The organism is Bacillus sp. GbtcB14 (assembly GCF_019091205.1).
Taxonomy (GTDB): domain Bacteria; phylum Bacillota; class Bacilli; order Bacillales; family Bacillaceae_G; genus Bacillus_A; species Bacillus_A cereus_AG.
In genome coordinates, this window is the sequence record NZ_JAGXJT010000001.1 from 134,139 (window position 1) to 156,354 (window position 22,216).

Sequence of the window (22,216 nt, forward strand, 5' to 3'; positions counted from 1 at the left end):
AACGCGAAGGGGTGAATATAAATGAGTAAAAAGGTGAAAAAAGATCATTCAAGGTCAAGCCTTGGTTCTCCAGAAGTAGAAGGACAAGGAACGACGACACATGAAACAGGGTCTCATAAAGTATCTTCATCAAATAAGAAGCAGAAACGAAGCTAACATAAAAAGGAGAGTCTTGGCGGCTCTCCTTTTTATATGTATTACATCTTATTATCATTAATCTCTTTTGTAATGCTATCTACATCTTTGTCTAATCGATCTAAATAGAAAAACCATAGTAAGCTCATGAACACGTAATAGATGGCCATCACACCAAGATTATCAGATATATTTTCGAATATGGATTTAGTAGTGAAAAAAGCTCCCCAAATGGTAGAAATAGTGAGGTAAGAAAGTGGGCCCACGAGGTGTACGAAAACATATAATAACTTTTTAACTTTTACAGCGTTCATATGAATTCCCTCCTTATGTAAACAATCTTTTTCTTCTAATCATAAACTCAATTTCCTCACAGAAGAGTTGTAGTTTTGCTGGATTATGTATTAACAAGCGAGCATCGTGTTTCCCATTAAAGCGGGATAAATCTTCGAATCCGAAAGTTTAATAAGAAAGATCGGCCGTAGCGCTCTATTAAATCGTTGAACTCTCGTTGCTCACTTAGTAGCTGAATGTTTTCTCTAATTTCAAACTGTCTTTCGTGTGGATCACCTAGTAAGATATTTAGAATCATTTGTAGAAGTAGCAATGGGAATCCTCCCTTTTAATTTGAATAATCTGTATATTTATATTGTAACAAAGTTACAAGGACAATAGTAGAGTGAAACAAAAAACAGGAGTTTGTAGTCTCCTGTTTTTGTCGATACTATTTTAATAAGCGAAACGCCTTCTCCCTATTAGCGAAATGCATTTTCACAAACTCAGGTAAGCGTTCTTTACCAAGCTTTTGAATTAATTTAGCAGCAGCGATATCAACTTGTTTACCGGCACCTTTTGGAAGTGGCATGCCAGCTTTTTTACTTAGTTCGTCAAACTGTTTTACGAATGAGTAACGAGCTAAAATAGAAGCAGCGGCTACTGCTAAATGGACGCTTTCTCCTTTTGTCGCGAAGTAAACATTTTCACGCTGTACCTGCTTTTGTTTTGCTAAATATTTGTAGTATGTATCAGGTTGTGTGAATTGGTCGATTAAGACGCCTTCAGGTTTTGTAGGTGCAATTTTAGTTAATAAGTTTGTAATAGCTTTATTATGTAGTAAAGCTTTTAATTTACCTTGGTTGTTTCCTTTATCAAATAGCTCGTTATATTTTTCATTATGAAGGACAAGAGAGCTATAAGGAACAACGTGTAGAAGTTGTTTCGCAATGGCAGTAATTTGATCGTCATTTAAGTTTTTAGAGTCTTTTACACCAAGTTCTTTTAGTAGTGGAATTTGCTTTGCATCCACATATACAGCAACTACTGTCATCGGTCCGAAGAAATCACCAGTACCAACTTCATCTGACCCTACGATAGACATTGTGCTGATGGAAGCAGGCGGTGCATAACGGTGTGAATCGACAGATTTTTTTACAGCTGTTTTCGGTGTTTGAGAGACAGTTTGCCAACGAGAAGCTTCTGCTTCAGCGCGGCCTCCTTGGAACATTACTTTTCCAGATTTATACGCTGTAATTGTGCAAGATGGCACCTTTGCCATGAAGATTCCGCCTTGTGGAATTTTCGGGCTAAGAGCTTGTTTATATTGTTGTTTCATGTCTTCAATTACTGTAGAATTTGTTTGAATTACGATAGAATTTGACATAATGGTCACCCCTTTTTTTATATTGTTATTTTTATCATATCGGATTGTTCTTTCTGTTTCCATATTATGAAGGTTCATGGTATGATAAACTTTAGGATTCTGTACGTGATTGGAGGCCGGTGAGTTGTCACAACAAAAGGGAAAGAAAAGTCGAATTAATGTAGAAATCTATGGTCAACAATATTCAGTTGTTGGCGATGAAAGTACAAGTCATATCCGCATGGTAGCAGCGATTGTGGATGATAAAATGCGCGAACTCAATGCCAAGAATCCTTCGCTTGACACGAGTAGACTAGCGGTATTGACGGCGGTAAACGTCATACACGATTACATAAAATTAAAAGAAGAACATGAGAAATTGAAAGAAAGTATGACAAAAAAAGGAATGGAATAACATGATTGATATTATTATCATTTTACTGCTTGTTATGGGATTTTTCCTCGGCTTACGCAGAGGGTTTATTCTGCAACTTGTAAAGTTAACAAGCTTTATTATCGCATACCTTGTTGCATACTGGTACTGTAAAGATTTAGCGCCAGCACTTGCGAAATTTATTCCGTATCCATTTGATAAAAACGTATCTGTTCCAGAATGGATTGATGCAAATAATATTGAAACAGTATTTTATCAAGCACTTGCGTTTATCATATTGTTTATTATTACAAAAATTGCACTTTCATTACTTGGTAATTTGTTAAATATGTTTGCAGAAATACCGGTTTTAAAGCAAGTTAATGCGTTTGCGGGGGCAATCCTCGGATTTTTAGAAGTATATATTATTTTGTTTGTTTTAATTATCGTTGGAAACATTCTTCCAATTGAACAAATACAAACACCACTACAAAAATCATCAATTAGCAAAATAATTGTAGACGATACACCGATTCTTTCTGAAAAGGTGAAGGAACTATGGCAGACAGGTAGCAAAGTATAACTTCTCTTTTTTCGGAAAGAGGAGTTTTTTTCTATGAAAGAAAGGCGGGGCAATGATGAAGGTAAATAAAAAACAAGTTATTAAATTATTAGAGACAATCGGCCTGTTTATGGAACTAAAGGGCGCGAATCCATTTAAAATATCTGCATTTCGTAAAGCGGCAGCAGCGTTAGAAAGTGACGATCGTAGTCTTTCTGAGATTGAAGATTTCACGAAGATTCCGGGCATTGGAAAAGGAACAGCAGCAGTTATTCAAGAATATATAGAATCGGGAACATCTGAAGTATTACAAGAGCTTGAGAAAGAAGTGCCAAGTAGCTTATTACCGTTATTAAAATTACCAGGCCTTGGTGGTAAAAAGGTAGCTAAGTTATATAAAGAACTTGGTGTTGTTGATATGGAATCGCTAAAAGCGGTTTGTGAGGAAAATAAAGTACAAGCTTTAGCAGGTTTCGGTAAGAAGACAGAAGAGAAAATATTAGAAGCGATCGATCAAGTAGGATCTCGTCCAGAGCGTTTACCAATCGCAATGGTATTGCCTATTGCCGGGGAAATAGAGGAGAAATTGTCGAATGTTGCTGAAGTAATTCGTTTCTCTCGCGCTGGTAGTTTGCGCCGTGTTCGTGAAACAGTGAAAGATTTAGACTTTATCATTGCAACGACAGAACCAGCTGCAGTACGTGAGCATTTACTGCAATTTGATAATATGATTGAAGTAATCGCGAGCGGGGATACGAAAGTTTCTGTTCGTCTTCAATACGAATATGATATTTCAATCGATTTCCGTTTAGTAAAACCAGAAGAATTTATTACAACTCTTCACCATTTCACAGGATCAAAAGACCATAACGTAAAAATGCGTCAAATCGCGAAAGATAGAGGCGAGAAAATTAGTGAGTACGGTGTAGAAAACTTAGAAACAGGTGAAGTGAGAACATTTGAAACAGAAGAGGAGTTCTTCGCTCATTTCGGTCTTCCATTTATCCCGCCAGAAGTGCGTGAAGATGGAAAAGAAATTGAATTAATTAAAGAGTATCCAAACTTAATTCAATTCTCTGATATACAAGGTGATTTACATATGCATACAACATGGAGTGATGGTGCTTTTTCAATTGAGGAAATGGTACAGGCATGTCGTGCTCGTGGTTATAAATTTATGGCAATTACCGACCACTCTCAATACTTAAAAGTAGCGAATGGTTTAACGAAAGAGCGCCTTCGTGAACAAGCGAAAGAAATTGAACGCATGAACGAAAAGTATCCAGACATTACAATTTTACGCGGAATTGAAATGGATATTTTACCGGATGCCTCGCTTGATTTTGATGATGAAGTATTAGCAGAATTAGATTATGTAATTGGAGCGATTCACTCTAGCTTCTCACAAGACCGTGAAACGATTATGAAACGTCTTCGCGCTGCGCTAGAGAATAAACATGTCACAATGATTGCCCATCCGACAGGACGTCTTCTTGGGCGTCGTGAGGGTTATGATGTAGATACAGATTTATTAATCGAACTCGCAAAAGAGACAAATACAGTTTTAGAATTAAATGCGAATCCAAACCGTCTAGATTTAAGCGCGAAATTATTAAAACAAGCACAAGATGCTGGTGTAAAAGTAGCGATTAATACGGATGCTCATACACTTGAAATGTTAGAAGATATGGAAACAGGTGTAGCAGCAGCACGTAAAGGTTGGATTCAAAAAGATAACGTGATTAACACGTGGGATATTGAACGTTTATTAGACTATATTAAACGTAATAAGTAACACAAGGGGGACCTGCAACATGTTAGAAAGAACGTTGCGTGTATTAGAATACAATAAAGTAAAAGAACAATTACTTGAACATACAGCCTCTTCACTTGGTCGTGACAAAGTGAAGAATTTAGTGCCAAGCACTGATTTTGAAGAAATTGTAGAAATGCAAGATACAACGGATGAAGCAGCGAAAGTCATTCGTTTAAAAGGTAGTGCACCATTAGGTGGTATTACAGATATTCGCTCAAATGTGAAGCGTGCAAAGATTGGAAGTATGTTAAGCCCGAATGAACTACTTGATATTGCCAATACGATGTATGGTAGTCGCAATATGAAACGTTTCATTGAAGATATGGTTGATAATGGTGTTGAGCTTCCCATTTTAGAAACTCATGTTGCTCAAATTGTATCTTTATATGATTTAGAAAAGAAAATTACAAATTGTATCGGTGATGGCGGTGAAGTAGTCGATAGCGCAAGTGATAAACTGCGTGGTATTCGTACTCAAATTCGTACTGCGGAGAGCCGTATTCGTGAAAAGTTAGAAAACATGACGCGTTCTTCAAACGCGCAAAAAATGCTGTCTGACTCGATTGTAACGATTCGTAACGAACGTTACGTAATCCCGGTAAAACAAGAATACCGCGGCGTATATGGCGGTATTGTGCACGATCAATCAGCTTCTGGGCAAACGTTATTTATTGAACCACAAGTCATTGTAGAATTAAATAACGCACTTCAAGAAGCACGTGTGAAAGAAAAACAAGAAATTGAACGCATTTTATTGATGTTAACAGAAGAAGTGGCAGTAGAAGCCGATATCGTTTTATCAAACGTAGAAGTAGTTGCAAATCTTGATTTCATCTTTGCGAAAGCTTTCTATGCGAAGCGTATTAAAGCAACGAAACCAATCGTAAATAACGAGCGTTATATGGATTTAAGACAAGCACGTCATCCGCTTATCGATCCAGAAATTATCGTGCCAAATAATATTATGCTCGGTAAAGATTTCACGACAATTGTTATTACAGGACCGAATACAGGTGGTAAAACAGTTACGTTGAAAACAGTTGGTATTTGTGTATTAATGGCGCAGTCTGGTCTTCACATTCCAGTAATGGATGAGTCAGAGATTTGTGTATTCAAAAATATCTTTGCTGATATCGGTGATGAGCAATCGATTGAACAAAGTTTAAGTACGTTCTCCTCACATATGGTGAACATTGTTGATATTTTAGAAAAAGCTGATTTTGAAAGCTTAGTTTTATTCGATGAATTAGGTGCTGGAACAGACCCGCAAGAAGGGGCTGCACTAGCAATTTCAATTTTAGATGAAGTATGTAATCGTGGTGCTCGCGTTGTTGCTACAACGCATTACCCAGAATTAAAAGCATACGGATATAATCGTGAGCAAGTTATTAATGCGAGCGTTGAGTTCGACGTGAATACATTAAGCCCAACGTATAAATTATTAATCGGTGTACCAGGGCGTAGTAATGCCTTTGAAATTTCGAAACGTCTTGGATTATCTGATCGCGTGATTGATCAAGCTCGTAACCACATTAGTACAGATACAAACAAAATTGAAAATATGATTGCGAAGTTAGAAGAAAGTCAAAAGAATGCAGAACGTGACTGGAACGAAGCAGAAGCACTTCGTAAGCAATCTGAAAAACTGCATCGCGAATTACAGCGTCAAATTATTGAATTTAATGATGAGCGCGATGAAAAATTATTAAAAGTGCAAAAAGAAGGGGAAGAAAAAGTCGAAGCTGCAAAGAAAGAAGCAGAAGGAATTATTCAAGAACTTCGTCAATTGCGTAAAGCACAGCTTATAAACGTGAAAGACCATGAGCTTATTGAAGCAAAGAGCCGTCTAGAAGGTGCGGCGCCAGAGCTTGTGAAGAAACAAAAAGTAAACGTGAAAAACACAGCGCCAAAACAACAATTACGCGCAGGTGATGAAGTAAAAGTGTTAACGTTCGGTCAAAAAGGTCAATTGCTTGAAAAAGTAAGTGATACAGAGTGGAACGTACAAATTGGTATTCTGAAGATGAAAGTGAAAGAATCCAATATGGAATACATTAATACACCGAAGCAAACTGAGAAAAAAGCAGTCGCAAGTGTGAAGGGTAGAGATTATCACGTTTCGTTAGAGCTTGATCTTCGTGGTGAACGTTATGAAGATGCAATGATGCGCGTTGAAAAATATTTAGACGATGCACAGCTTGCAAGCTATCCTCGTGTATCAATCATTCACGGTAAAGGAACAGGAGCACTTCGCCAAGGTGTACAAGATTACTTGAAGAAGCATCGCGGTGTGAAAAACTACCGCTACGGTGACATGGGCGAGGGAGGCCTAGGCGTAACAGTTGTCGAATTAAAATAGCAAACAACCAAACAAAGGGGAAACCATTATATGTTTATGGACAAACTTGCAAAAGTATTGTTAGCTTGTTGCGGAATATTTTTGGTGATTGGGGTTATTTATTTAGTTGTTTTTGCGAAGTAAACGAGCGTCAATCGTGGCATAATTATATTGTCATAGATTGACGCTTTTAATATATATGAAAAGGAATATGCTATGAAAATCAACCAATACATAAGCGAAGCAAAATCCTGCTCAAGACGCGAAACAGACCGCCTTATTAAAGCTGGATGCGTAACTATTAACGGTGAAATATGTACGCACGGTGCACTTGTGAGCGATGGTGATGTTGTAACGATTGATGGACAGGTTATTGCAAAAGAAGAGAAAGAAAAGGTGTATATCGCCTTTCATAAACCAGTTGGTATTACTTGCACAGCAGCTGATCATATTGAAGATAACATTATTGATTATATCAATTATCCAGAGAGAATCTTTCCAGTTGGACGATTAGATAAAGCATCGGAAGGACTTATTTTATTAACGAATGATGGCGCGATTGCGAATCAAATTTTACACGGAGATCATGAGCATGAGAAAGAATATGTTGTTACTGTTGATAAGCCGTTTACAGATTGGTTTATTGATGAGATGTCTAGCGGTGTAAAGATTAAAGATGGCATGACGAAGCCATGTAAAGTGACGAGAGTGGATCAGTCTACATTCCGTATCGTTTTAACGCAAGGGATGAACAGACAAATTCGTAGAATGAGCCGTGCTTTCGGGTTTACTGTGACAAAACTAAAGCGAGAACGCATTATGAATATAGAGCTAAATGATCTTGAAGTAGGAAAGTGGCGAGACATTACAGCTGAAGAATTAGAATTATTAATAGGACAGCTATAGGGAGGAAAAATTTTCTCCCTATATTTTTTTGTCAGAAAAAATAAAACTATTGATTTTTTAAAAAATAGCCCATATAATAAAAAACAACAAGTTTCGACAAGATATTTTATAAAAGTAATGATGAGGACATGAGTTGTTTTCTACGATTCTCAGAGAGGGAAGCCTTAGGCTGTGAGCTTCCTAATACGAAAAGACAATCTTACCACCTCTAAACTTCAAGAGTGAACTGCATGCATGATGCATTGTAATTCTTGGCGGATAAAACCGTTATCAATTTACACGAGCTATAAAATGAGCTTATTTCGTTATAAATTCATTTTATTAGAATAAGGGTGGAACCACGATTTCAACACTCGTCCCTTTGTTAGGGACGGGTGTTTTTTGCGTTCTTTTACGGGGAAGTATGCTTGAAAGAGGATATGTGACGGATTTTAATTCAGAATATTTTGTTAATATAAAAATATTTAGGAGGTTAGTAGAAATGAAATCATCTTTAAAGTTTTCTGAGATGTTTGCAATAAGTTTAATGTTATTTGCACTATTTTTTGGTGCAGGTAATATGATTTTCCCACCAGCGTTAGGACAAGGTGCTGGAACAGATGTGTGGATTGCGTTGTTTGGTTTTATCGTAACAGGCGTTGGATTGCCTTTATTAGGAGTAATTGTTATAGCTCTAAAGGGAGATATAAATGAGTTAGCAGGGCGTGTACATCCTATATTTGCACTTGTTTTTATCACTGCAATTTATTTATGTTTAGGCGTATTCGTAAGTGTGCCGCGTACAGGAACTGTTGCTTATGAAATGAGTGTTGCACCGTTTTTACCAAGTGAGATAGCTGGTCAATCGTATCCACTTGTTATCTTTACATTTATTTTCTTTGCAGTAACTTTCTATTTAGCTTTAAACCCATCGAAATTAGTGGGCCGCATCGGTAAAGTGTTAACTCCAATTTTATTAGCTGTTATTGCAATTATCGTAGTAAAAGCACTTATTACACCAATTGGAGAATTTGGTGCACCGACAGAAGCATATAGTGCTCCGCTCTTTAAAGGTTTTATTGATGGATATTTAACTTTAGATGGACTTGCAGCACTTGTTTTCGGAAATGTTGTTATTAATGCTTTAAAAGCAAAAGGTGTTACAAATAAGAACAGCATTGCAAAAGTAACAATCTTTGCAGGATTTATTGCAGCACTAGGTTTGCTACTTGTTTATTTAGCACTTGCTTATCTGGGAGCTTCTAGTGTGTCTCTTGGAATGGGAGCAAACGGAGGTATTATTTTAACAAACGTTGTAAATCATTTATTTGGTAGTTACGGAACTTTATTATTAGGAATTGCAATTTCAGCAGCATGTTTAACAACTTCTGTAGGTATTGTTGCTGCTTGTGGAGAATATTTCTCTTCTTTATTACCGAAGCTTTCTTATCAAAAAGTTATTTTCATTTTCTGTGTGTTAGCATTTATGGTAGCAAATCTTGGCTTAACTCAGTTGAACGCATTAGCATTACCGATTCTAATTGCAATTTATCCAATTGGTATCGTGCTGATCGTATTATCACTCGTTGAAAATTACGTTCGCCTTCCATTAGCGATGTATGTAGGCGGTATTATAGGAGCGTTCGCAATTAGCTTCTTTGATGGATTGCACAATGCGAATCTGCAAATTGCAGCATTAGCACCTATTTTAGATAAGATTCCATTATATAGTGTAGGCATTGGTTGGTTAGTTCCAGGCATAATCGGTATAGGATTTGGTTATATAGTTTCTAAGTTTCAAAAGCAGGAAATTGCTGTAGAAAAATAGAGTAAAGAGGCTTTCTATGAAAGAAAGCCTCTTTTTTTGTAGAAAAAGCCGCATATAGAGAGATTTAGATATTTAAAATTTTATACGTAATATAGTTGACAAAAAATTTATGAGTAGGCTAAGATTGACTTAGTTGTGGAAATATTGGAAGGAAAGTGAGGAGTGAAAGGTATAAAGTTTTCTATAACGATATCATTTTTGTAAATAGAGGTGATAGAGTAGGAAAATGGATAGTTTTATTTTTTTTGAGATTCATTGAGAATGATAATCAACAAAAAAAGATAGGGACTTATGTTAAAATGTGAATCGCTCTTTATACGGAATAGAGAGGGATATTATTTTTAACATCAAGTGAGAATGATAATCAATAATATCTACAGTACATAAATAAATTACAATTACATAATGGTAGAGGATTATTATTTTTTTCTTATAAATTGAGAATAATTATCATTTTCAAAAAAGTATGGATGAAAGATAAACAAGGAGGAAGTAAGCCAAATGAGAAAGATTTCTGTATTACCCGCTTTTATTATAACGTTCGTATGTATGCTAGCTTTTCTTGTCATGCCATATGGGAAAGTTTCAGCACAACTAGCTGACGGTACTTATGATATTAACTATGTCATTCAAAAAGCGGAAAATGATTCAGCTTCAATGGCAAATGATTATTTTGAAAAACCAGCTAAGTTAGTTGTAAAAAATGGTGAGATGAGAGTACAAATTCCGATGAATCATAGTGCTTGGATTACAGAATTTAAAGCACCTGAGAACGGAAATTTTATTGATGCAAAAGTTGTTAGTAAAGATGAATCAGCAGATAAAAGAACTGTAGAGTTTAAAATAGACGATTTATCTAAACCAGCAGCTGCAAAAATTCACGTTGTTGTACCAAACGTAAATTATGACCATAACTACACAATTCGCTTTGCGTTTGATGCAAATGTAAAAGCGGTAGGTGGAGAAAATAAAACAACTGCTGCAACAAAGAATAATGATCAAACAAAAACAGAGACAAAAGTAAAGGAAGAAGTGAAGAAAGAAGAGAGTAAAGAAGCAAATAAAGAGGCGAATAAAGGAACAAATGAAAGTGGAAAAGCTGAAAAAACAGATAATCCAAAAACAGGTGATGAAGCACGCATCGGATTATTTGCAGCGTTAATTCTTATTTCAGGTATCTTCTTAATTCGTAAAGTGAAGTTAAATAAATAAATCTTTTGAAGGGCGATGAATATATGTTTAAACAATTTAAAATGATTATTGCCGTATTTGCTGTTTTATTTACGTTTCTAGCAACACTAGGTTTACAAGATGCAAAGGCTGCAACAAAATTGGCTGATGGAAAATATAATATTGCTTTTACTGTATGGAAAGGCGATAAAGATGAATCTTCTAGAATGAATAGTTATTTTGAAAGTCCGGCAACATTAACAGTTAAAGATGGAAAACAATATGTTTCATTCAAAGTGAAAGATAGTACTTCTATTAAAAGTTTACAAGTAGAAAAAAATGGTCAATTCGTAGAAGCTACTGTGTTAAGTGAAAATACAAAAGAGAATACTAGAGTTGTAGAATTTGAAGTTGCTGACTTGTCAAAAAAACTAAATGGCAAGGTGAAAATTAATATCCCAATTATTAATTATAATGCTTCATATGATATTCGTTTTGTATTTGATGGGAACAGTATTAAATAATTAAAAAATTTTCAAAAGGGAGAGTCGTTCCATTGAACAGGTATGTAAAAATTATTGTTGCTATGTTTTTAATGGTATTTACATTCGTATCAACATTACAACCACTTGCAGTTCAAGCAGCTACCCAGTTGGCTGACGGTGAATATTCAATTGGGTTCAAAGTTCTTAAGGACACATCAGATGAAGAATCTATGATGAATCAATACTCTGTAAGTCCAGGAACTTTAAAAGTGAAGGATGGGAAGAAGAAGGTATCCTTTACGTTAGAACATAGTTCATGGATTACAAAGTTTGAAACAGAAAAAGCAGGTCAGTTTGTTGCGACAAATGTAATTAGTGAAGATAAAGAAAAAGATACAAGAGTAGTAGAATTTGAAGTGGACGATGTAGAGAAGGTATTAAATGCGAAAGTAAAAGTAGACATAGACTTTTTAAATTATCATCATGACTATGATGTGCGCATTGCATTTGATCAAAATAGCATTACACCAATTCATGTAGAACAACCGAATGAAAAAGAGGACCCAGCTAATAAGCCAGATCCAAATGAAAAACCAGATCCAAGTCAGAAGCCCGACCAAAAGCCTGACCCAGATCAACAACCAAATTCTAACACAATTAAAGATGGAGAGTACAGCATTCCATTTAAAGTGTTAAAAGATCAAACAGATGAAGAATCTAAGATGAATACTTACATGGTAAATCCAGGAGTATTAAAAGTAGAGAACGGTAAGAAAAAAGCGCTTGTAACATTAACAAGTAGCTCATTAATTAAAAATTTCCAAACGGAAAAAGATGGCGCATTTGCTGATGCAAAAGTAGTGAGTGAAGATAAAGAAAAAGATACAAGAGTAGTAGAATTTGAAGTGAATGATGTATCTAAAAAGCTAAATGCAAAAGTGTTTATTGAAATGGCATCAAGAAATTACAAACAAACACATGAGGTACAGCTTTTATTTAACCAAGAAAAACTTGAGCCAATTAAGAATGAAGAGAAACAACCGGATGAAGATAAAAAGCCGGAAGTAGAAAAACCAAATGTTGAAACAATTACAGATGGAGAGTACAGCATTCCATTTAAAGTGTTAAAAGATAAGACAGATGAAGAATCTAGAATGAAAGACAAGGTAATAAGTCCAGCAGTATTAAAAGTAGAAAACGGTAAGAAAAAAGCGACTGTAACATTAACAGATAACGCATCAATTAAAAATTTCCAAACAGAAAAAGATGGTTCATTTGTTGATGCAAAAGTAGTAAGTGAAGATAAAGAGAAAAATACAAGAGTAGTAGAATTTGAAGTAGACAGTTTATCTAAAAAGTTAAATACAAAAGTATTTATTGAAGTGGCATCACAAAATTATAAACAAACGCATGAATTACAACTTCAATTTAATCAAGAAAAACTTGAGCCAATTAAGGACGAAGAAAAGCAACCAGACGGTGATAAAAAGCCAGAAGTAGAAAAGCCAGATGGAAACAAGAATCCAGATGCTGAAACAATTAAAGACGGCGAATACAGCATCAATTTCAAAGCTTTAAAAGATCAAACAGAAGAAATTTCAATGATGAACACGTATACGAAGAGTCCGGGCGTGTTAAAGGTGAAAGATGGTAAAAAATATGTATCATTCACATTAACGAATAGTGCATGGATTACAAAGTTTGAATTTGAGAAAAATGGTTCGTTCGTTGATGCGAGTGTATTAAGTGAAGATAAAAAAGCTGATACACGCGTAGTGGAAGTAGAAGTAGATGATGTATCTAAAAAGTTAAATGCAAAAGTAAAAGTAGATATCGATTCAATGAATTATCATCATTTCTATGACATTCAATTTGCATTTGATAAAGGTAGCATTAAACCGTTAGACAACCAAGGCGGAAATGACAATCAAGGTGGAAACAATAACCAAGGCGGAAACAATAACCAAGGCGGAAACAATAACCAAGGCGGAAACAATAACCAAGGCGGAAACGATAACCAAGGCGGAAACGATAACCAAGGCGGAAACAATAACCAAGGTGGAAACGATAACCAAGGCGGAAACAATAACCAAGGTGGAAACGATAACCAAGGCGGGAACAATAACCAAGGTGGAAACAATAACCAAGATAATAACACAATCATTGATCCAAAAGCTCTTAAAGATGGTGAATACAGTATTGGTTTTAAAGTTTTAAAAGATAAAACAGAAGAAATTTCAATGATGAACACATATACAAAGAGTCCAGCTGTACTAAAAGTGAAAGATGGTAAGAAGTATGTATCATTTACATTAACGAACAGTACATGGATTACAAAATTTGAGTTTGAAAAGAATGGTTCTTTTGTTAACGCAAAAGTGTTAAGTGAGAATAAAGAGCAAAATACAAGAGTAGTAGAGTTAGAAGTAGATGATTTATCGAAAAAATTAAATGCAAAAGTAAAAGTAGATATTGATGCGATGAATTATCACCATTTCTACGATGTTCAATTTGTATTTGATCAAGATAGTATTAAAGTTTTAGGTAACCAAGGCGGAAACGGTAACCAAGGCGGAAACGGTAACCAAGGCGGAAACGGTAACCAAGGCGGAAACGGTAACCAAGGCGGAAATAATCAACCAAAAGTAATAGTTGATCCGAAAAATTTAGTGGATGGTCAATATGACATTCCATTTAAAGTGTTAAAAGATAAAACAAATGAGCTTTCAAAGATGCATGACTATACTGTACATCCAGCAAAATTAATCGTTAAAGATGGTAAAAAATACATTGAGATGACGTTGAAAAATAGTGCATGGATTACAAAATTCCAAACGGAAAATAACAGTCTTTTTGCTGACGCGAAAGTAGTAAGCGAAGATAAAAATGCAAATACGAGAGTAGTGCAATTTGAAGTAAGTGATTTATTTGCAAAATTAAATGCAAAAGTAAAAGTTGATATCAACGAAATGAACTACCATCATTTCTACGATGTCCAAATTCAATTTGATACAAATAACATTGGTGCGTTAGGAACGATTAAAGAGGATCCAAAAAAAGATCCGAACAATCCAGTGATTACACCGAAATTAGATAATGTAAAAAAAGTAGATAATCCTGACTTTAACCGAAATGCAGATGATAAGAAGAAAAAAGAAGATCAAAAAAATGATTCAAAAAAAGAGAAAAACTCAAAAACAGCAGATACAGCACAACTAGGTTTATACATGGTGCTACTACTTGGATCACTTGTTTTACTCGTTCGTAAATATAGAGCAGGTAGATTGTAATTTTTGAAGTCTTGATGCATGCTCGCATGCATCAAGACTTGTTTCATATTGTTTGGAAAGGAGTGGTGATTGAGAGTGAAGAAAATTGCAAGTGTACTAATGGCTATCATTTTATTAGTGAGTATAGCTGGATGCTCGGCACCCAAAAAAGAAGTAGCAAAACAGGTAAAAAGTGAAAGTAAAGAGAGAATTGTTGCAACGACAGTTGCTGTTACTGAAATTATGGATGCGTTAGAAGTAGATTTAATTGGTGTTCCAACCAGTACGAAAGATTTACCAAAGAGATATAAAGGTTTACCTGAAGTCGGGAATCCGATGAGTCCTGATATGGAAAAGGTAAAATCATTAAAGCCGTCAGAAGTATTATCCGTGACAACACTTGAATATGAATTAAAGCCAGTTTTTGATGGCGTGGGCACGAAAGCAAACTTTTTAGACTTAACAAGCTTGAAAAATATGCAAAATTCCATTAGCGATTTAGGTAAGCAATATGGACGCGAAAAGCAGGCTGAAGCAGTTGTAACGAAGTTAGATAACAAGGTTGCAGAGATTAAAAAAGCAGTAAAAGGAAAGAAAGAACCGACAGTACTTATTTTATTAGGTGTGCCGGGGAGTTATTTAGTGGCAACAGAGCATTCTTATATTGGAGATTTAGTGAAACAATTAGGTGGTAAAAATATTGTGCAAGGTGAACAAGTAGAATATTTAGCTTCTAATACAGAGTATTTAAAGAAAGCTGATCCAGATATTATTTTACGAGCAGCTCATGGCATGCCTGATGAAGTTGTAAAAATGTTTGATAAAGAATTTAAAACAAATGACATTTGGAAGCACTTCGCTGCGGTTAAAAATAACCGTGTTTACGATTTAGAAGAGCGCTTATTTGGAACGACAGGAAATTTAGCAGCAATTGAAGCGTTAGATGAATTGAAAAAAATGATGTATCCGTGATGCATTTTAATATAAAGGAAGAGTGGAATGAATAAAAAAACTTGGAGTTTCCTCATTGTTACTGCATTGCTTATTGTTATGACATCATTGTCAGCGATGAAAGGGAGTTTAGAAATAGGGATAGTGGACCTTGTACAAGGGATATTTACAGGGGCCAATGAAGATGTTGAAGTAATTAAAGATTTACGTTTCCCGCGCATTATTATTGCACTATTTACTGGAGCAGCTCTTGCTGTTTCAGGTGTGCTCTTCCAAGCTGTCATGAAAAATCCACTTGCTGACGCTGGTGTAATCGGGATATCTTCTGGAGCAAGTTTTATGACACTTGTTATTATTACGTTATTCCCGCAATTCTTTTTCTGGACACCAGTATTCGCCTTTTTAGGTGGTGCGTTCGCATGTTATCTCGTTTATGCATTTTCGTGGAAGTCAGGGTTAAGTCCGCTTCGTATTATTTTAGTTGGTATAGCTATTAATGCAATGTTCACTGGATTAAATGAATCGTTCATTACGATTTGTGGATATTTCATTAAGAGTATTAAGCAAACGACGACTTCTAACATAGCGATGAAGACGTGGGGCGATGTAGAAATAATGGTTACGTATGGAACAATTGGTCTTATTCTTTCTCTATTTGTAGGAGCTTGGTGTAATTTATTATCGTTACAAGATAAGACTGCGAAAAACTTAGGTTTGCATGTGACGAGAGTTCGTCTTATTATCTCTGCTATTGCGGTACTTTTAGCGGCAGTATCAACAGCGATTGCAGGAGTTATTGCTTTCGTAGGATTACTTGTTCCGCACATTTCAAGACAATTAGTCGGTTCAGATCATAAAGTATTAATTCCATTTTCTGCTCTTGCAGGAGCGTTATTAATTTTGACGGCGGATACGATTGGAAGGTTAATCGTGCCACCTAACGAAATTCCAGCGGCGACGATTATGGCGGTTATTGGTGGCCCATTCTTAATATTCTTGCTTAGAAAGAGTGATAAAGTTCATGGAAATTAAAAATGTAACCTTTTCGTATGATAATGTAACGGATCGATTAAAATCGGTTAGTAGTGAAATAGAACTTGGTAAAATTACAACAATTATTGGTCCAAACGGTTGTGGGAAATCGACATTACTTGGCGTGATGTCAAGAAATCACGATCCTCGTAGCGGAGAGGTAATACTGGATGGAAAGGCGATTAGTCAATATAAACCGAAAGAGTTTGCTAGAAAGTTAGCCGTTGTCCACCAGCAAAATGAAGCGCCGGCAGATATGACGGTGGAGAAATTAACAAGTTTTGGTCGTATGCCTCATAAAAATATCTTTTCCTCGCAAACTGATGAAGATAGAGAAGCAATCGAAAGGGCTTTAGCATGTACGAATTTGTTAAGTAAACGTGATAAAGAGATTCATGCTTTATCTGGTGGAGAAAGACAACGTGTTTGGATTGCTATGACGTTAGCTCAGAAAACACCAATGCTCTTTTTAGATGAACCGACAACCTATTTAGATATTTATTATCAACTTGAAATATTAGAGTTAGTAAAAGAGTTAAATGAAGTACATGGATTGACGATCGTTATGGTATTACACGATATTAATCAGGCGATTCGCTATAGTGATCATATCATCGTTATGAAAGACGGCGAGATTGTTACGAAAGGTAAGCCGAATGATGTTGTGACAGAAAGTATGATAAAAACGATATACGGTGTAGATGTCGTTGTAAAGCAAGACGAAGATACAGGATTGTATATGGTCCCAATGGGTATTTAAATATGTGAACAATCCGTTTTGAGGTGATAATTTGAGTAGTAAAAAAGAACGGAAGAAGAATTCTTTTTTTCAACGAATACTTACAGTTGTTTTTTTAGGTACCTTTTTCTATTCAGTATATGAATTAGGTGATATTTTCATGGATTACTATGAAAATCGTAAAGTAATGGCCGAAGCACAAAACATTTATGAAAAAAGTCCGATGGAAGAGCAATCACAAGACGGGGAAGTACGTAAACAGTTCAAAGCTCTGCAGCAAATTAACCAAGAAATAGTTGGATGGGTTACGATGGACGATACACAAATTAATTATCCAATCGTTCAAGCGAAAGACAATGATTACTATTTATTTCGTAATTATAAAGGTGAAGATATGAGAGCAGGAAGCATTTTTATGGACTATCGTAATGATGTGAAATCTCAAAATCGAAATACTATTTTATATGGTCACCGTATGAAAGACGGTTCTATGTTTGGAAGTTTAAAGAAAATGTTAGATGAAGATTTCTTCATGTCGCATCGTAAATTATATTACGATACATTATTTGAAGGATATGATCTTGAAGTGTTCTCGGTGTATACAACAACAACTGATTTTTATTACATTGAAACGGATTTTAGCAGTGATATGGAATACACATCATTTTTGGAGAAAATTCAAGGGAAATCGCTGTACAAAACGGATACAAAATTGACAGCAAGTGATCAAATCGTAACACTTTCGACGTGCGACTATGTACTCGACCCGGAAGCAGGAAGGTTAGTCGTGCATGCGAAACTAGTAAAAAGACAGTAAATAAAAAAGTATAGAGTATGAGAAGTGGTAACGCTTCTCATACTCTATACTTTAAAAAAGAACTATGTTTACTGTGCTGCAGCCATTGGCATACGTACAACTTCAACATTGTAGTAAGTGATTTTATTATCAAGAATATAATCTGGCATCCCGCCTTGATGTGAGTGAGCATCTTTAAATGCTGAGCTCTTCGTCCAACCTTGGAAATCTTCTTTTGCATTCCAGCGTGTGCTAATTGTTACTTCATCATAATCAACTGTATTTTGCGTTAGAAGAACTTCTAATCCTAAAAAGCCTGGCATTGTTTCGACTTGACCTACTTTATTAAAACGATCAATTAATTTATGTCCATTTCCCTTTGTAATTTTAGCTGTATTTGTAACAATAATCATGTTTTATTCCTCCTATAAATGTATCCTTTATTTTCGAGAACTCATATACATTAAATGATAATGAAAATCATTATCAATGTCAATGGTAATTTAAAATTATGATAATATTTTTTTGTGGAAGTACGGTTTCCTCCTGTTGAATGTGTTGACCATGTATTTAACTTGATTATATATTATGTAAATAGAATTAATTGAAAATATGTAGAAGTAGAGAATGTTTATACTTTGCTGTCGCAATACTATAAACAAGGAGGATATTATGGTCGAATCACTTTTACTTAGTATCGTTATTATTATTACGTTAGGTATTGCTTCACAATGGACCGCATGGCGCTTCCAGCTCCCTGCTATTGTTGTTATGGCGGTTGCTGGATTATTAATTGGTCCAGTTTTCGGTATTATTAATCCAAAAGAGGTGCTTGGAGATGTTTTTAGTCCGCTCGTATCACTCTCTGTTGCGATTATATTGTTTGAGGGTAGTTTAAGTTTAGATATACGTGAGCTGAGGGGACTATCAAAACCAGTATTTCGTATCGTTACGTTAGGTGCGTTTATTGCGTGGATTGCTGGCTCACTTGCAGCTCATTACGTCGCTGGATTAGATTGGGCGGTTGCATTTATTATTGGAGGCCTCTTTATTGTGACAGGCCCAACGGTGATTATTCCGTTGTTACGCCAAGCAAGATTAAAGCCAAGAACAGCTGCAATTTTAAAATGGGAAGGAATTATTGTTGATCCATTTGGAGCTTTGCTTGCTGTATTTGCCTTTCAAATTGTAAATTTTTTAACGAAAGAAAATGTACAATTACATACGTTACTGTATTTCTTTGCTGGTTCATTATTCGCAATGGTGCTTGGATATGCTTTTAGTATTTTTATGAGCTATATGATTTTAAAAGGGAAAGTGCCAGAATATTTAAAGGCACCGATTTTGCTCGTTACGGTATTGTTATGCTTCGGCATTGCGGATGAAGTGATGCATGAAACAGGTATGCTAGCTGTAACAGTAATGGGGATTACGCTTGCACGGATGAAGAAATATATTTCCTCTATCGGTGATATTCGTCATTTTAACGAAAATATTTCAGTGCTACTAACGTCGACCGTTTTTATTATATTAACAGCATCGCTCCCAAGGACGACTATTATGGAGATTTTCAGCTGGCCTATTATAAGCTTTGTACTTATGATGCTATTTGTTGTACGACCTTTATCGATTTGGGTATCGACAATTGGTACAGAGTTAACAAAATCAGAACGGGCGCTAGTTGGCTGGATTGCGCCGCGTGGTATTGTTGCATTAACTGTCTCTAGTTATTTTGCGACGGAGTTATTACAAGAAGGCTATAAAGATGCTTCTATATTAACGGCACTTACATTTGCACTTGTTATTACGACAGTTTGTGCTCATGGATTCTCTATCGGATTTTTAGCGAAGAAATTAGGATTGGCGAATACAGAGCCACCAGGAATCTTGATTTCAGGAGCGAGTACATTCTCATCTGCCTTTGCATCACACTGTAAAGAGATGGGGATTCCAACCTTGATCGTAGATGTATCAGAAGAACATTTACAATGTGCAAAAGTGAAAGGGGTTAAGACCTATAATGGTCAAATTCTCTCAGAACAGTTACAATTTGAAGTAGACATGAATCAGTATGAATATTTAATTGCAGTAACTGATACAGATTCTTATAACGTCTTAGTCGCAAATACGTATGTTCCGCAGTTCGGACATCATAATACATTCTTACTCCCAATTCATGATGTGGGGAAAATTGAGCAAGAGCGTATTTCTCTTTCGAAAAAAGCGCATTTACTGTTTGGTCAAAATGAAATTTACGAAGAGTTAAATCGGAAAATTGAAGATGGGTATAACTTTAAAACGATACAAGTTACAGAAGAAGAAAAGATAAACAAGGAAGTAAGGGATTCGAAAGATATACTTTTATTTATTCGTCATAGTGACGGTAGTCTCACTTTTTCAACATTGTATAAATATATAACCGTCATGCCAGGAGATGAGCTAGTTGTACTAGCAAAGCAATAATATGGTATAGTGAAACGAGGCTGTTTTTTAGCCTCTTTTTTATATGCTTCCTACTAATAGAAAGCATTCAAATGGAAAGGAAGACATTACATGCGATCTGAAGTAACTATAAAAATAAAACCGAAATTTATAAAAGAAATTAAAAGTGGATACCCGCTTATTTTAAAAGATGCAATTCAAAATTTAAATGATGTCCGAGAAGAAGGAACTATTATTAAAGTAGTAGATGAAAAGAACCAATTCATCGGAAAAGGCTATTATGGAAAGCAAAATAAAGGATACGGTTGGATTTTAACGAGAAAAGAGAAAGAGCAAATTAATCAGGATTTCTTTGAAAGTAAAATCAAATCTGCTTTACATAAACGAAAACATTTTTATAAGTCAAATGATACGACGGCATTCCGTGTCCTAAATGGTGAGGGAGACGGTCTTGGCGGTTTAATTATCGATTATTATGATGGTTATTACGTAGTAAGTTGGTATAGTGAAGGGATTTATACTTTCAGAGATGAGATTATAGCAGCTCTTCAAAAAGTAGCAAACTTTAAAGGGATTTATGAGAAAAAACGTTTTGATACGAAAGGGAAATACATTGAAGGCGATGATTTCGTAGCAGGAGAGCGCGGTGAGTTCCCACTTATCGTAAAAGAAAATGGTGTGAACTTTGCGGTGTATTTAAACGACGGAGCGATGGTTGGTGTATTTTTAGATCAGCGTAACGTTCGAAAACAAATTCGTGATAAATATGCGACAGGGAGAACAGTGTTGAATATGTTCTCTTATACAGGTGCTTTCTCTGTATTTGCAGCGCTTGGCGGAGCGAGCAAAACGACGAGTGTCGACCTTGCAAATCGTAGTTTAAGCAAAACGATTGAGCAGTTTAGTGTAAATGAAGTTGATTATGAAGCGCAAGATATTATTGTAGAAGATGTCTTTCTTTACTTCAAATATGCAGCGAAGAAAAAGATGAAATTTGATATGGTTGTACTTGATCCTCCAAGCTTTGCACGATCAAAAAAATATACATTTAGTGCAGCGAAAGATTATAAAAACTTATTAAAAGAAACAATTGCGATTACAGAAAATAACGGGATTATCGTTGCTTCTACAAACTGTAGCGCATTTGATATGAAAAAGTTTAAAGGATTTATCGATACGGCATTTAAAGAAATGAATGGCAAATATAAAATATTAGAAGAACATTCTTTACCAGAAGATTTTCGTACCATTGATCAATTCAAAGAAGGAGACTATTTAAAAGTAGTTTTCATCGAGAAAATTAAAGGATAATAAAGAAAAAGGAGCTCGGGTTTACTTGAGCTCCTTTTCTTATTGAACGATATTTTGTACTCTACCGACTTGCCCGTCCTGCAATCGTACTTTAATGCCATGTGGATGAGAAGGAGAGTTTGTTAAAATATCTTTTACAATTCCACGTGTTAATTTACCCGTGCGTTGATCTTGTTTTAATACAATATCAACTTCAAGACCGGGTGCGATATTAGACCGTTTTTGTCCGTTCATTTATACACCTGTACGTCTACGTTGGTTGTTTGTTTTCTTCGTTTGTTGGTTTTGTAATTTTTTCGTTGCTTGGCTTTGATTTGTATTATTTGAACCATTTCCATTTCCTTGCTTTTTCTTTGCAAGTTGTTCACGCATTAAATCAGCTAAGCTTACTTTTTTGTTTTCTGACATGATAAGTCTCCTTTATATAAAGTTAATTATGAACAAT

The 22,216-nt window shown here is 35.4% G+C and carries 21 protein-coding genes, 1 pseudogene and 1 other annotated feature; of the genes and pseudogenes, 16 read left to right on the plus strand and 6 right to left on the minus strand.

Annotated elements, in window-relative coordinates; genetic code table 11:
- Positions 1-21: 21 nt before the first annotated feature.
- A complete protein-coding gene (locus KVT31_RS00740; RefSeq protein WP_000039594.1) occupies positions 22-156 on the plus strand; it encodes a YuzL family protein in 135 nt (44 codons plus the stop codon).
- A 41-nt stretch (positions 157-197) separates the two neighbouring features.
- On the opposite strand, the gene KVT31_RS00745 is transcribed toward KVT31_RS00740, so the two are convergent.
- From KVT31_RS00745 to rnhC, 3 genes and pseudogenes are all read right to left on the minus strand, one after another.
- Positions 198-449, minus strand: coding sequence for a hypothetical protein (locus tag KVT31_RS00745; protein ID WP_088097936.1), 252 nt, complete (start codon positions 447-449; stop codon positions 198-200).
- A 13-nt stretch (positions 450-462) separates the two neighbouring features.
- A pseudogene (locus KVT31_RS00750) lies at positions 463-742 on the minus strand (hypothetical protein).
- Between the two features lie 117 nt (positions 743-859).
- On the minus strand, positions 860-1,795 hold the full coding sequence (gene rnhC / locus KVT31_RS00755; protein WP_088097935.1) for a ribonuclease HIII: 936 nt from the start codon (positions 1,793-1,795) through the stop codon (positions 860-862).
- A 124-nt stretch (positions 1,796-1,919) separates the two neighbouring features.
- Between rnhC and zapA the strand changes: the two genes are divergently transcribed.
- The 13 genes from zapA to srtB all read left to right on the plus strand — a co-directional run bounded on the left by zapA (position 1,920) and on the right by srtB (position 18,039).
- Complete coding sequence (gene zapA, locus KVT31_RS00760) at positions 1,920-2,189, plus strand: cell division protein ZapA (protein ID WP_000082701.1); 270 nt, start codon at positions 1,920-1,922, stop codon at positions 2,187-2,189.
- Between the two features lies 1 nt (position 2,190).
- Positions 2,191-2,730 carry a CvpA family protein gene (locus KVT31_RS00765; protein ID WP_000565410.1) on the plus strand — a complete coding sequence of 180 codons (540 nt, stop codon included), beginning with the start codon at positions 2,191-2,193 and terminating at the stop codon, positions 2,728-2,730.
- Positions 2,731-2,785: 55 nt separating this feature from the next.
- On the plus strand, positions 2,786-4,504 hold the full coding sequence (gene polX, locus KVT31_RS00770) for a DNA polymerase/3'-5' exonuclease PolX (RefSeq protein WP_088097934.1): 1,719 nt from the start codon (positions 2,786-2,788) through the stop codon (positions 4,502-4,504).
- A gap of 19 nt (positions 4,505-4,523) precedes the next feature.
- Positions 4,524-6,884: an endonuclease MutS2 gene (locus KVT31_RS00775; protein WP_088097933.1), complete on the plus strand. Its 2,361-nt coding sequence runs from the start codon at positions 4,524-4,526 to the stop codon at positions 6,882-6,884.
- A gap of 195 nt (positions 6,885-7,079) precedes the next feature.
- Complete coding sequence (locus tag KVT31_RS00780) at positions 7,080-7,769, plus strand: 23S rRNA pseudouridine(2604) synthase RluF (protein ID WP_088097932.1); 690 nt, start codon at positions 7,080-7,082, stop codon at positions 7,767-7,769.
- Positions 7,770-7,877: 108 nt separating this feature from the next.
- Positions 7,878-8,133 (plus strand) — a binding site (T-box leader).
- A 117-nt stretch (positions 8,134-8,250) separates the two neighbouring features.
- Complete coding sequence (brnQ6, locus tag KVT31_RS00785; RefSeq protein ID WP_088097931.1) at positions 8,251-9,576, plus strand: branched-chain amino acid transport system II carrier protein BrnQ6; 1,326 nt, start codon at positions 8,251-8,253, stop codon at positions 9,574-9,576.
- Positions 9,577-10,077: 501 nt separating this feature from the next.
- Complete coding sequence (gene isdC, locus KVT31_RS00790; RefSeq protein ID WP_088097930.1) at positions 10,078-10,788, plus strand: heme uptake protein IsdC; 711 nt, start codon at positions 10,078-10,080, stop codon at positions 10,786-10,788.
- 23 nt (positions 10,789-10,811) lie between these two features.
- The gene (locus KVT31_RS00795; protein WP_088097929.1) at positions 10,812-11,270 is read left to right on the plus strand and encodes an NEAT domain-containing protein; all 459 of its coding nucleotides are present in this window, start codon (positions 10,812-10,814) and stop codon (positions 11,268-11,270) included.
- Positions 11,271-11,302: 32 nt separating this feature from the next.
- Positions 11,303-14,521: an NEAT domain-containing protein gene (locus KVT31_RS00800; protein ID WP_088097928.1), complete on the plus strand. Its 3,219-nt coding sequence runs from the start codon at positions 11,303-11,305 to the stop codon at positions 14,519-14,521.
- Between the two features lie 69 nt (positions 14,522-14,590).
- The gene (isdE, locus tag KVT31_RS00805; RefSeq protein ID WP_140392560.1) at positions 14,591-15,472 is read left to right on the plus strand and encodes a heme ABC transporter substrate-binding protein IsdE; all 882 of its coding nucleotides are present in this window, start codon (positions 14,591-14,593) and stop codon (positions 15,470-15,472) included.
- 27 nt (positions 15,473-15,499) lie between these two features.
- Positions 15,500-16,483: a FecCD family ABC transporter permease gene (locus KVT31_RS00810; protein WP_088097926.1), complete on the plus strand. Its 984-nt coding sequence runs from the start codon at positions 15,500-15,502 to the stop codon at positions 16,481-16,483.
- A complete protein-coding gene (locus KVT31_RS00815) occupies positions 16,473-17,243 on the plus strand; it encodes an ABC transporter ATP-binding protein (protein WP_088097925.1) in 771 nt (256 codons plus the stop codon). The genes KVT31_RS00810 and KVT31_RS00815 overlap by 11 nt, the downstream gene beginning before the upstream one ends.
- A 31-nt stretch (positions 17,244-17,274) precedes the next feature.
- Positions 17,275-18,039, plus strand: coding sequence for a class B sortase (gene srtB / locus KVT31_RS00820; protein ID WP_088097924.1), 765 nt, complete (start codon positions 17,275-17,277; stop codon positions 18,037-18,039).
- Positions 18,040-18,107: 68 nt separating this feature from the next.
- Here the strand turns inward: srtB and isdG are convergent, their stop codons facing one another.
- Positions 18,108-18,431: a heme oxygenase gene (gene isdG / locus KVT31_RS00825; RefSeq protein ID WP_087968424.1), complete on the minus strand. Its 324-nt coding sequence runs from the start codon at positions 18,429-18,431 to the stop codon at positions 18,108-18,110.
- A 259-nt stretch (positions 18,432-18,690) separates the two neighbouring features.
- On the opposite strand from isdG, the gene KVT31_RS00830 reads away from it, so the two are divergent.
- Positions 18,691-20,481 carry a cation:proton antiporter gene (locus KVT31_RS00830; protein ID WP_088097923.1) on the plus strand — a complete coding sequence of 597 codons (1,791 nt, stop codon included), beginning with the start codon at positions 18,691-18,693 and terminating at the stop codon, positions 20,479-20,481.
- A 90-nt stretch (positions 20,482-20,571) separates the two neighbouring features.
- The gene (locus KVT31_RS00835) at positions 20,572-21,771 is read left to right on the plus strand and encodes a class I SAM-dependent rRNA methyltransferase (RefSeq protein WP_088097922.1); all 1,200 of its coding nucleotides are present in this window, start codon (positions 20,572-20,574) and stop codon (positions 21,769-21,771) included.
- Between the two features lie 39 nt (positions 21,772-21,810).
- Here the strand turns inward: KVT31_RS00835 and KVT31_RS00840 are convergent, their stop codons facing one another.
- Both KVT31_RS00840 and KVT31_RS00845 read right to left on the minus strand, forming a co-directional pair.
- Positions 21,811-22,005, minus strand: a complete 195-nt coding sequence (locus tag KVT31_RS00840) for a YwbE family protein (protein ID WP_001014310.1) — start codon at positions 22,003-22,005, stop codon at positions 21,811-21,813.
- On the minus strand, positions 22,006-22,179 hold the full coding sequence (locus KVT31_RS00845; protein ID WP_001293584.1) for a hypothetical protein: 174 nt from the start codon (positions 22,177-22,179) through the stop codon (positions 22,006-22,008).
- Positions 22,180-22,216: the final 37 nt, after the last annotated feature.

Excerpts from the sequence above, each read along its gene's own strand:
- KVT31_RS00740 (WP_000039594.1), top strand. The coding sequence starts at position 22 with ATGAGTAAAAAGGTGAAAAAAGATCATTCAAGGTCAAGCCTTGGTTCT.
- KVT31_RS00745 (WP_088097936.1), bottom strand. The coding sequence starts at position 449 with ATGAACGCTGTAAAAGTTAAAAAGTTATTATATGTTTTCGTACACCTC.
- rnhC (WP_088097935.1), bottom strand. The coding sequence starts at position 1,795 with ATGTCAAATTCTATCGTAATTCAAACAAATTCTACAGTAATTGAAGAC.
- KVT31_RS00765 (WP_000565410.1), top strand. The coding sequence starts at position 2,191 with ATGATTGATATTATTATCATTTTACTGCTTGTTATGGGATTTTTCCTC.
- polX (WP_088097934.1), top strand. The coding sequence starts at position 2,786 with ATGAAGGTAAATAAAAAACAAGTTATTAAATTATTAGAGACAATCGGC.
- KVT31_RS00775 (WP_088097933.1), top strand. The coding sequence starts at position 4,524 with ATGTTAGAAAGAACGTTGCGTGTATTAGAATACAATAAAGTAAAAGAA.
- KVT31_RS00780 (WP_088097932.1), top strand. The coding sequence starts at position 7,080 with ATGAAAATCAACCAATACATAAGCGAAGCAAAATCCTGCTCAAGACGC.
- brnQ6 (WP_088097931.1), top strand. The coding sequence starts at position 8,251 with ATGAAATCATCTTTAAAGTTTTCTGAGATGTTTGCAATAAGTTTAATG.
- isdC (WP_088097930.1), top strand. The coding sequence starts at position 10,078 with ATGAGAAAGATTTCTGTATTACCCGCTTTTATTATAACGTTCGTATGT.
- KVT31_RS00795 (WP_088097929.1), top strand. The coding sequence starts at position 10,812 with ATGTTTAAACAATTTAAAATGATTATTGCCGTATTTGCTGTTTTATTT.
- KVT31_RS00810 (WP_088097926.1), top strand. The coding sequence starts at position 15,500 with ATGAATAAAAAAACTTGGAGTTTCCTCATTGTTACTGCATTGCTTATT.
- KVT31_RS00815 (WP_088097925.1), top strand. The coding sequence starts at position 16,473 with ATGGAAATTAAAAATGTAACCTTTTCGTATGATAATGTAACGGATCGA.
- isdG (WP_087968424.1), bottom strand. The coding sequence starts at position 18,431 with ATGATTATTGTTACAAATACAGCTAAAATTACAAAGGGAAATGGACAT.
- KVT31_RS00830 (WP_088097923.1), top strand. The coding sequence starts at position 18,691 with ATGGTCGAATCACTTTTACTTAGTATCGTTATTATTATTACGTTAGGT.
- KVT31_RS00835 (WP_088097922.1), top strand. The coding sequence starts at position 20,572 with ATGCGATCTGAAGTAACTATAAAAATAAAACCGAAATTTATAAAAGAA.
- KVT31_RS00840 (WP_001014310.1), bottom strand. The coding sequence starts at position 22,005 with ATGAACGGACAAAAACGGTCTAATATCGCACCCGGTCTTGAAGTTGAT.
- KVT31_RS00845 (WP_001293584.1), bottom strand. The coding sequence starts at position 22,179 with ATGTCAGAAAACAAAAAAGTAAGCTTAGCTGATTTAATGCGTGAACAA.